The sequence below is a fragment of the Chitinophaga sp. CF118 genome (genome assembly GCF_900112615.1).
GTDB lineage: Bacteria > Bacteroidota > Bacteroidia > Chitinophagales > Chitinophagaceae > Chitinophaga.
The window spans coordinates 33,974-42,924 of the sequence record NZ_FOMK01000012.1 but is presented as its reverse complement, the minus strand read 5'-3'; the positions used below and the strand labels follow the sequence as shown (position 1 = coordinate 42,924).

9 protein-coding genes are annotated in these 8,951 nt (G+C 36.0%); 1 reads left to right on the top strand and 8 read right to left on the bottom strand.

Going from position 1 to position 8,951, the window contains the following annotated elements; translation table 11 throughout:
- Positions 1 to 43: 43 nt before the first annotated feature.
- The 3 genes from BM176_RS28605 to BM176_RS28595 all read right to left on the bottom strand — a co-directional run bounded on the left by BM176_RS28605 (position 44) and on the right by BM176_RS28595 (position 3,870).
- On the bottom strand, positions 44 to 1,015 hold the full coding sequence (locus BM176_RS28605) for a 2,3-diaminopropionate biosynthesis protein SbnB (RefSeq protein ID WP_090107831.1): 972 nt from the start codon (positions 1,013 to 1,015) through the stop codon (positions 44 to 46).
- 26 nt (positions 1,016 to 1,041) lie between these two features.
- On the bottom strand, positions 1,042 to 2,010 hold the full coding sequence (locus BM176_RS28600) for a pyridoxal-phosphate dependent enzyme (RefSeq protein ID WP_090107830.1): 969 nt from the start codon (positions 2,008 to 2,010) through the stop codon (positions 1,042 to 1,044).
- 1,098 nt (positions 2,011 to 3,108) lie between these two features.
- The gene (locus BM176_RS28595) at positions 3,109 to 3,870 is read right to left on the bottom strand and encodes a hypothetical protein (RefSeq protein WP_090107829.1); all 762 of its coding nucleotides are present in this window, start codon (positions 3,868 to 3,870) and stop codon (positions 3,109 to 3,111) included.
- Positions 3,871 to 4,016: 146 nt separating this feature from the next.
- On the opposite strand from BM176_RS28595, the gene BM176_RS28590 reads away from it, so the two are divergent.
- Positions 4,017 to 4,814 carry a hypothetical protein gene (locus BM176_RS28590; protein ID WP_090107828.1) on the top strand — a complete coding sequence of 266 codons (798 nt, stop codon included), beginning with the start codon at positions 4,017 to 4,019 and terminating at the stop codon, positions 4,812 to 4,814.
- A gap of 234 nt (positions 4,815 to 5,048) precedes the next feature.
- Here BM176_RS28590 and BM176_RS28585 read toward each other — a convergent pair whose 3' ends face one another.
- From BM176_RS28585 to BM176_RS28560, 5 genes are all read right to left on the bottom strand, one after another.
- On the bottom strand, positions 5,049 to 5,630 hold the full coding sequence (locus BM176_RS28585; protein WP_090107827.1) for a CDP-alcohol phosphatidyltransferase family protein: 582 nt from the start codon (positions 5,628 to 5,630) through the stop codon (positions 5,049 to 5,051).
- 179 nt (positions 5,631 to 5,809) lie between these two features.
- The gene (locus BM176_RS28580) at positions 5,810 to 6,478 is read right to left on the bottom strand and encodes a hypothetical protein (protein WP_090107826.1); all 669 of its coding nucleotides are present in this window, start codon (positions 6,476 to 6,478) and stop codon (positions 5,810 to 5,812) included.
- A gap of 209 nt (positions 6,479 to 6,687) precedes the next feature.
- Entirely contained in the window at positions 6,688 to 7,029 is a 342-nt protein-coding gene (locus BM176_RS28575; protein WP_143097948.1) for a hypothetical protein, read from the bottom strand.
- Positions 7,030 to 7,185: 156 nt separating this feature from the next.
- Positions 7,186 to 7,695, bottom strand: a complete 510-nt coding sequence (locus tag BM176_RS28570; protein ID WP_090107824.1) for a hypothetical protein — start codon at positions 7,693 to 7,695, stop codon at positions 7,186 to 7,188.
- A 287-nt stretch (positions 7,696 to 7,982) separates the two neighbouring features.
- Positions 7,983 to 8,423, bottom strand: a complete 441-nt coding sequence (locus tag BM176_RS28560; RefSeq protein ID WP_090107822.1) for an SMI1/KNR4 family protein — start codon at positions 8,421 to 8,423, stop codon at positions 7,983 to 7,985.
- Positions 8,424 to 8,951: the final 528 nt, after the last annotated feature.

The following is an 8,951-nucleotide window of genomic DNA, read 5'->3' as shown; positions in this document are numbered from 1 at the left end:
GTTTTATGAATGGGCGATGCACAGGAGATACCGTTACAGAAGATCAATCGGGCATATTGAACCCGATTTGCTTATTCAGCGCTTCCCGGTAGTAGTAGCCACCTACTGCTATGTCGAAGATGGCCATTCCCATAGGATTAAACATAATTGTATCTGATTCTTTTGTGTCTTTTAAGGCTTGTTTACAAACGATATCCGCGATTGATAATGTATCACTCTTACGCAGACCTTTTACTTTATGCATGTTTTCAATATCTGTATTTTCCCTGCATACTTCATCCCAATCGTCGACTATTACAACATCCATATGGTCTTTCATCTCTGCTTTATAATCTCTTAAAGAAACATTCAGCTGCAGCGATCCTTTTACCGGAACTTTGTCAATATAAGGAGCAGCAGAAACCGTGCAGGTAATGAAAATATCGGCCTTTTCATAGCCTTCCTCCCAGGTATTACCAATCACCACTTTGTCTCTGATTTCTTCAGGTACTGCATCTATCTGGAGTGATTTAATATCATACAGGTAGATTTTTCCGATACGTTCGCCCAGGATAGCTGTTATCATTTTCAAATGCATGATACCGATAGGTCCGAAACCATTGATACCAACATTCAGCTTCTCATTACCTGTCTTTGTCTGCAAATATTCCTCCACAAGCAAACCAGATACCGCCGCAGTTCTGATAGCACTGATAGCAGAAGTATTAATTACACATAAGGGAATTCCTGAATCATGTTCATTCAGAATGGTAACAGAATTTGCTCTTAATTTATGCTGATGGATATTGTCCGGAAAGCTGGCAATCCATTTAATCCCTGCCCAGGGGTATTCACCGCCAATGTAGGCTGGCATAGCTATGATTCTATTCTTAGCGTTGCCATATCTTAAATAGGGTTTGATAGGTTGCGAATAATTGCCATCGTGTAGTACGGTTACAGCCTGCCTTATAACTGTGGTTAATTGTTCCCAGTTTAGTCCGGCAGTGTTTATACTATCTGCATTCAGATATAACATAAGTAAAAATTATGATCAGAGATTATTTATTTTATAGAAGATGATGTTTGTAATTTGGCCGCAAGTTGTTCTCCCCATTCTTTATCGTAGATGGTATCAAGGTAAGTATGCCCTTTATCGGGGAAGATCATTAATGAGGAGGATTTAAGAACGCTGGAATGTTTTTTGCAATAGTTCTTTGCTGCTTTATAAAGAGCACCTGAAGAAGCTCCTGCAAAAATGGCCTGCTCATCCAATAGTTCAAAGCAACCCTTTATAATATCAAGCTGTGATATAATTATTACATCATCAATAATTGCATTCTCAATAATGGGAGGCACCTGGCTGGCACCAATACCAGAGATATAGCGCTTCACCTGCACATCGCTAAAAATAACAGAACCTTCAACATCCACGGCAATGATTTTTGTTTCAGGTCTTTTCTCTTTCATGCTTTTTGAGATCCCTGTAATGCCGCCACTGGAGCTAACTGCAATAAAAATGTAGTCCAGATGATCAAAGGAATTAATGACCTCTTCTGTTAAGCCATAATAGCCTTTATAATTATTCGGATCGCCATATTGATCTGCAACAAAAGAATTCTTTGTAACTGCATGCAGTTTATTTACTGTTGCGATTCTTGTAAGTAAATATCCTCCGGTATTATCCCTTTCTGTTACTTTCACAACTTTGTATGACATGAGATTAAGCAGTGATTCATACGCCTTGTTAATATTGGGATCTATCACAGGAATAAACTTCAGCTTTAATATTTTGCAGATGGAAGCCACTGCAATAGCCAGGTTGCCAGAGCTCGAAGCAATAATAGTGGTGTCTTCATTGATATGTCCGGATTTAATCGCGTTATAAATAATACTGTAAGCAGCGCGGTCTTTTGAGCTACCGGAGAAATTATTATATTCCAACTTTGCAAACAGGTTGGTATCGTTATTTTTTAATTCTATCAAAGGAGTGTTTCCAATGAGAGCGGACAACTTTTCAAGTTTTTTTAACATAAGGGTTATTGATTAGGTAATAGTTGAACGTGTATTTTGATTCAATTTTGTCTGCAGGTAAACCATCTATCTATGCAAAACAAACCCGCACTGATCAGAAGTATATTTCCGATCAATCATCTTCATAACTTTGCAATTATAATTTGAGATATACACCGTTTGTTTGACCCATATTATTCCCTGGCGCAACTATTCAACCACAATTAATAATTGCTGCAACAGGATTACGTCAAATCGACTATCATAATATGAAACATAAAAATCCCATCTACGTATTTTACGTAGTCCTTTTCAGGGCCGTTGGTGGCGGGGGAAGTAAACGATGTACAGAATATCAAATAGGTTACATGCCAGCAGCTAATATTAGCAGGGTTCCCCAAATCATTTGCAACAATAGAACACTCGTTGTTCCTTAATGGTATACTTATAAAATGCTATTATATAAATATCCTTGCAGATAATATTGCTGAGGGCTTGCAGAAATTTAAATTGTTTAATGGATTAAAGGGTCAATGAATAAAGGGTTTACTACTCAACGGAAATAAATGGTTATCTAAAAAGGGTACACAATGCCTGAGGGTTTACATTTTATACGTTGAGTTTTGTTCGTTACGAACTTAATTATTCCATTTTGTATCGGTTTAATATTGGGTGTTTACATTACATATGTTTTAAATTGTCGCGACGAAGATACAAATATTTATTTCAAAAAAAATAGTTAGGCATATTACCTAAATATTATTTCATGAAAGATTCACAACTTCAATAAGCTCTTTCATTCAACAAAATAATACTTCGCATATTTATTATATAGAATATCGCAACACCATCTAAATTTAAAGTGAATTCTCACCGTACATTATATATTAACAAATCAAACAGTATATATTTTTCAGCTGAAATTAGATATTTAACCGGATTACATGTAGTGTATGACTGTGTAAAACACGGTACTGATGCTGCGTATCAGCTATCACAGGAATAGCTGATGCCAGTATCAAGAGGAATTATTTTATCCATTTTAGTTTTTATATTTTTTACACCCCTTCCAGATATTAGATAGTAAGTGGACTTACAAAGGGGTATAGTATCCTGTTTTCACAGATGCAATTCCTTAATAGTAAGGAAAATATTGTCAGGGTAACTGTGAACATCAAACGTTGCGGGAGAAGCTATTAAAGCGAACACTTTACCATTGAACCGGTCTTGTCTTATATAGAAATCTCCTGTCAGATAAGGATCTTCAGGAAATGAAAAAGTCGACAACAGCATTACATTATTACTATCAGATACTTTAATCAGCATCCCATATATAATTGTACTAAACCAGCTCTGTGCACCTATCGGGCTACAGGATATTAAGAGATATTTTTCACCTGCAATGGTATAGAATGTCAATCCCTGGTTCAGATCGAGATCGCCATAGTCCCGCGTATCTTTACCATCTCCATTAACAAAGGTTCTTTTTTCGCCGTTCACGTTAATTTCGGCAATACCTGAATCAGCAGCTTTAAAGTAGGTATATGTATAATCAATGTTTAACTCCTTCAGGTGAATGGAAGATGTTTTGATTGTCCTGTTTGACGAGTTGCTTTCTACAACATCAAATTCTGCATGAATATTCTGTTCTTCAACAGGGTCCAATGCATATTTTTTGTCCAGGAATTCGGGGAAATGAGTTGTTGGAATAGAAGTATCAGCATCATCGGGCTTCTCAATATTCTCCATTTCACTATTGTTATCCGCTGCAGAGTCAATTGCATTGCCGTGTGGAAGCTGATTATCAGACGAATTACAAGATGCCCCTTCAAGGATAATAAATGAGAGCAGAAGGCATAACCAGGTTATTCTAAAGTTCATAGGTATTATTCAACTAAAGATGATGGTAGTAATACTATAAATATAATTAAAATATTTATATTTGTTCCGTTTACCAACTGAATACCGGGACAATTAATGTAAAACTATTGTGTCCATTTTAGCGGACACGCCAAATCCTACATCCTATGACTTTTACATCCTATCTTAAAGGACTACTATCAGACTTTGTTGATTATTATCAAAAATATCTAAGACGGACTTTCGGGGTTACGCTGGTATTTACAGTTCTCTGTTTTGTGGGAGCAGCATTATTACTTCACTTCAGCGACTTTGCCAGATCTGTTTCAGTAAAACAAATAAGTTTACTTAACACCTTTTTTATCCGTTATAGCAAGGCAGACACTTATAGTCTTGTGGATCTCACAAAATCCGTTTTCCTGTTTTTTGTTGCACTATTTTCATTAGGATTCACACGTTTGGCAAATGACAAAACATCAGGGAAATTCAATCTATTCATTCGTAAAATAACTTTGAAGGATATTACCTTTTTACTTGGCATCTTTATCCTCACTTCACTCATCGACTACATCTTTTTTAAACTTGAGCGTTATTCTATTGTTCACGCACCAAGCAATGCAGTTTCCATATATTTCCAGGGCTTACTCTTTCATCTTCGAATTTACGTTCCGTTAATTTTATTTGCGTTGACGATTTGCTCTCTGACTGTTTCTGAAAAAGTACTATTGACTTTTAAAAGAATATTGTTCCTCTACATTTCGCTTTGGCTATTTAATGAATTTGCCTTCGAAATTGCATCATGGGCAAACGCACATTTTTTAAGTTTTATACTTCTTCCGTTTGCAAACTCTAAAAGTTTATATTTGTATGAGTCTATTCTTGAAATACCCCTGATAGCATTCTTCTTTTTAGGTTATCACGTTGCAATGACAACACCTATAAAACAAACGGAAGTGCCTTCTTAGTCTCTATAATGTATTCGGGAAGTGTTCGGGACGGGGTCGGGGTTTAACCGCCCTTCGGGCGTAGGTAGAGCGGGGGTAGAGCGCAGGTAGAACGGGGGTAGAATGGTTCAATCCATTCTACCCCCGCTTTACCTGCGCTCTATGGGAGCCCTATCCCCGTTACAACCCAAAACACGTCAAACACACAACCGGAACACTGAGTTATTCAGCTACCTTAACAAGGCAACAAATGTGCTACCTACCTTGTTGCTTCTTTTTCATCTCCCAATACACTCCCCTTACATCATTTTTCCATTTAGGCAGTAACAGTATAAGTATAATTTCTTCTATAAGATCAATAGCTGTGAAAATTGCTGCTATATAAAACAATACATGAGGAGGCTTATCTAAAAAGAAAATAAGCAGTAAAAAAATTCCCTGTAGCACGGCTGCGAATTTAGCAGTATAAGTATGAAAACTGCTTAATTTGTGATACCGTATCAGGGCTAGAATGGTTTGTAGCAGGTATAATATGAGTAACAGGATGATGAAAGCCATCTCCTGTTTTATAAATCCAGGGATAAATACAAAAATACCCACTAAGGCAGCTACAATTGTGAGATCGTCTGCAACGGAGTCCAGCCGGGAACCCATTACGCTGGTTACCTTGTAACGGCGGGCAAGATAACCATCTATCGCATCAGTAAAAAAACTAACAGCAAGCAGCCACTTAAAGATATCGGGCTGATCAAGAAATATCAATAAAATCAATACCGGCGCCGCTATCAAACGATAGAAGGTTATTCCATTTACAGTATAATAAGCCCGCTTACGCATATTCGAAAAGAGTTAAACTAATGAAGATACACTTTCATGCCATCCATACCAACAAACTCATTAGTTGCTTGTTTTCAAGAGATATTATTATGAGCCTGCATTTGGGAAACATTCACCTTACCCTCATTGTGGAATATCTATCCATAATGAACTTCTTATAATATCTGTAAGATTGACTTTTAAGAAATATGATTCTTTAAATCTATAAAAGTTATTTCTCCTGTTGTTTCAATACCTTGCTGATTAATAATTTCCCCTTCTGAATCTATTTCTAGCAACAGATTATACCAATAATCACCACTCATACTTGACACAAGATTCATCTTAATCAACAAATAATTCTTATTAAACAAACTGAAGTAGCCAAGATATGTTGGCATCATGATTTCAGAATCTCTAATCTTCGCATTCAACTTGATGCTGGTGTTATTTATTATAAGCATCACCTTGCTACTTTCCAAATTATTGAGCAAACTGGCATAATTAATTGGCCTTCGTGTAGAATCAATAACACCAAGCTCACTTTTAAGATATAACGCACAGGTAATTTCCTGAATTGAATCTTCAAAATATACTACCTTTAACTGATCATTTAAAGAATAAATAGCTGGTTTAATTGTTCTTTCATGATAAGCGCTATCAGACGTTCCACCCTGAGGATTGTTTGTATTTTCAAGCTGTTCATCTCTAAGTGAATCCGCCGCTATTACATTCTCTTTTGTAAATTCACCTTCCGTATTTAAACTATCAATTTCAACTGAAGCCTTCTTTTTTTGTTGAATACTACAACCAGAACAGAAACAAATCGCAACTGTGATAAATAATGAATAAATCGAACGTTTTCCCATAAATTTCCCGGTTTTACTTACTGAATATACATATGAAGTTGACTTGAACGTCTTATTGCTTAAATACTTTCTGGCGACTAAACAGGTTTCTCTTAAATTGTCCTCAATCCCGAGCACGTACAAATACGTACACTTGCTGGACTTTTACTTTAAGCCTCTTATCTGGCATAAGTGGAATAGCCTTGCGCCAAATGGAAGTAAGATAATTCCTATTGTGCTACAGGCTCGGCCACAAAGTACTCCTTTTTTGTTTTAACAACCCTTGAGCCAGTACGTCTCACATATACAATCATCCTATCTTTTAATTGACCAATCGTAAAAATCTTTGTCCACTCTGTCCTTTCATTAACAACCTTGTCTAAATAAAAGGAATCCATACTTATTTTCCTACATAAATAAGAAGTAGAATCATTCTTTATGTAATCAGATTTTTGTTGTTTATAGAAAAAATTTAAATAAAAGCCCTCGTCAGGAATCTTTACAATTTTAACCTGAGCAATCCCAGAGAGAGAAATACTAAATAACAAACTAAGAACAAAAAAAATACGCATAAATATCATAAAATCAACCGTAAAAAAAGATGGTTACCTATTGCCTGGCGCAGTCATTGATCGATTTCCATTAGCTCCAGAAATCCGATATTTTATACTACCGAAAGTTCCCGCACCCCTTGTACCTGGAGTTCGAGTGAGACGAGTTTCTATATATCAACGACTTTTCAATGCACTCTTCATGAGCATTAATGAATAATCCAATTGAATCTCCTCACTCTTTTCAAATTCAGTACTGTTAACAGGAATGATTTTTTTCTTCTCATCAATCCACTTAATCATTCTGCGATTATTAAAGTAGGATCTATTCTCCTCTAATCTGCTATCACCTATTTTAAATGAAGAATCATATATCGGGACTTTATACTTATACTTAATGTCATAAATAAAAATGATTTCATTGTTATCGTAATAATACTCTGTCCTTTCTTTACCATTCTCCCAATAATTAGTTTCAATTATCAGTTTAACAGAATCCCTGTATAAGTAACTAACGATATCACCTCCCTCTCCAACACCATCTGCTCTTGTTTCTTCAGTACGCTTGTATTGACTTAAATTAGAATTAATCTCTGCATATTTATGCCTGATATTTTGTAATATACTATCTTCCTGATAATCAAAATTGAATAGACTGAATGCAAGAATAAAAAAACAAATATTCATAGTGATAAATTTCTATTGGATTATAGGTACCCCCATTTCGACTTTAGGAAATATTTTTACATTACGACTGGTATCTTTCGTCATGGTAGTCGCACTGGTTATCTCTCAATACGTATTACAGGTACCCAAAGAAGTGAGAATCAAAGACAAGACGATTCCTGCGAAGCTGCGTCTAATTGAACAACTTGAAGAAGAAAACGGGCAAGCACGGTACCGCGTAATCGATACAATGCTTGCCAAATCAAAGTTTAAATATTTCTTCCATGAATATGCTCGACTAATAAAAGTCAAATGATATCTGACATTTTCAACTCCTCCATCAGAAAATCAATGAAGCTATTAAACTTCAACTTAATGCCTTTTAGCGATTCTTCTTCACCAAAATAATAAATAGGAAGAACTTCACTCTCCCCAATTCTAAAAAAAGCCATTTGGTATCCTTGATGTAGCCAAAAGACAAAAGCATTAGGAGGTAAAGGCTCTAAACCATGCTCTTCTAACAATTCTCCCCCCCATTTATTGAGGGAAAAAAGCACATCAAAAAAAACAGACGATCCTCGCATAAATTTCCCTGCACCTCTTCCCATTGTCAATAAAAAATCTTTATAAACTAAGGGGAGTTTCAATTTATAAGTGGATTCAATCAAGAGTATGTCCTTATCTGTACAAGGCGTAAGTTTACATCCTGCTTTAATTAGAATCTTTTTAATTTCACTAATATTCTGCACTTTTTAATGGGTTTTACTCGATTAAAGTAACAACATTAAAATTTAAATTTTTATTTTTTTCTGTTACCTATTGCGTGGCATGATGGACACAAGGGTATTCCGAAACAAGCTTAAAATTGCCATCAATTGTGGTATTACGCATAAATTAATAAACCCAGTCGATGACCGACCGGGTGTATTAATTTCTATCATGGCTGCCACCTTAATGACAAAGTTCCTAAGCACCAGCTGCTAGTGTCGATTCCATTCTTAAGACATTTAATTATTTTGATGAAATCAGAAATTGGGACACTCTCCCTCCATCTTACTCTTACTTCCTCCACTTCTGGCGGGAGATTTCAAACCATTTGTTTCAATATGCGTTCTGTTCACTAACTTATCCAAACCAGTCAACACTACAGCCCATACCAAAATAGCACCAACTCCGGTTTCAAATATAGCAGCGGCACTCTGTAAGATGTCTTACATACATTACTGCCCATCTGTTTCTGCCGGCTGCCTTGCCGCAGCCTTTCCATTCGGGATTAT

Excerpts from the sequence above, each read along its gene's own strand:
- BM176_RS28575 (WP_143097948.1), bottom strand. The coding sequence starts at position 7,029 with ATGCGTATTTTTTTTGTTCTTAGTTTGTTATTTAGTATTTCTCTCTCT.
- BM176_RS28570 (WP_090107824.1), bottom strand. The coding sequence starts at position 7,695 with ATGAATATTTGTTTTTTTATTCTTGCATTCAGTCTATTCAATTTTGAT.
- BM176_RS28595 (WP_090107829.1), bottom strand. The coding sequence starts at position 3,870 with ATGAACTTTAGAATAACCTGGTTATGCCTTCTGCTCTCATTTATTATC.
- BM176_RS28605 (WP_090107831.1), bottom strand. The coding sequence starts at position 1,015 with ATGTTATATCTGAATGCAGATAGTATAAACACTGCCGGACTAAACTGG.
- BM176_RS28590 (WP_090107828.1), top strand. The coding sequence starts at position 4,017 with ATGACTTTTACATCCTATCTTAAAGGACTACTATCAGACTTTGTTGAT.
- BM176_RS28600 (WP_090107830.1), bottom strand. The coding sequence starts at position 2,010 with ATGTTAAAAAAACTTGAAAAGTTGTCCGCTCTCATTGGAAACACTCCT.
- BM176_RS28585 (WP_090107827.1), bottom strand. The coding sequence starts at position 5,630 with ATGCGTAAGCGGGCTTATTATACTGTAAATGGAATAACCTTCTATCGT.
- BM176_RS28580 (WP_090107826.1), bottom strand. The coding sequence starts at position 6,478 with ATGGGAAAACGTTCGATTTATTCATTATTTATCACAGTTGCGATTTGT.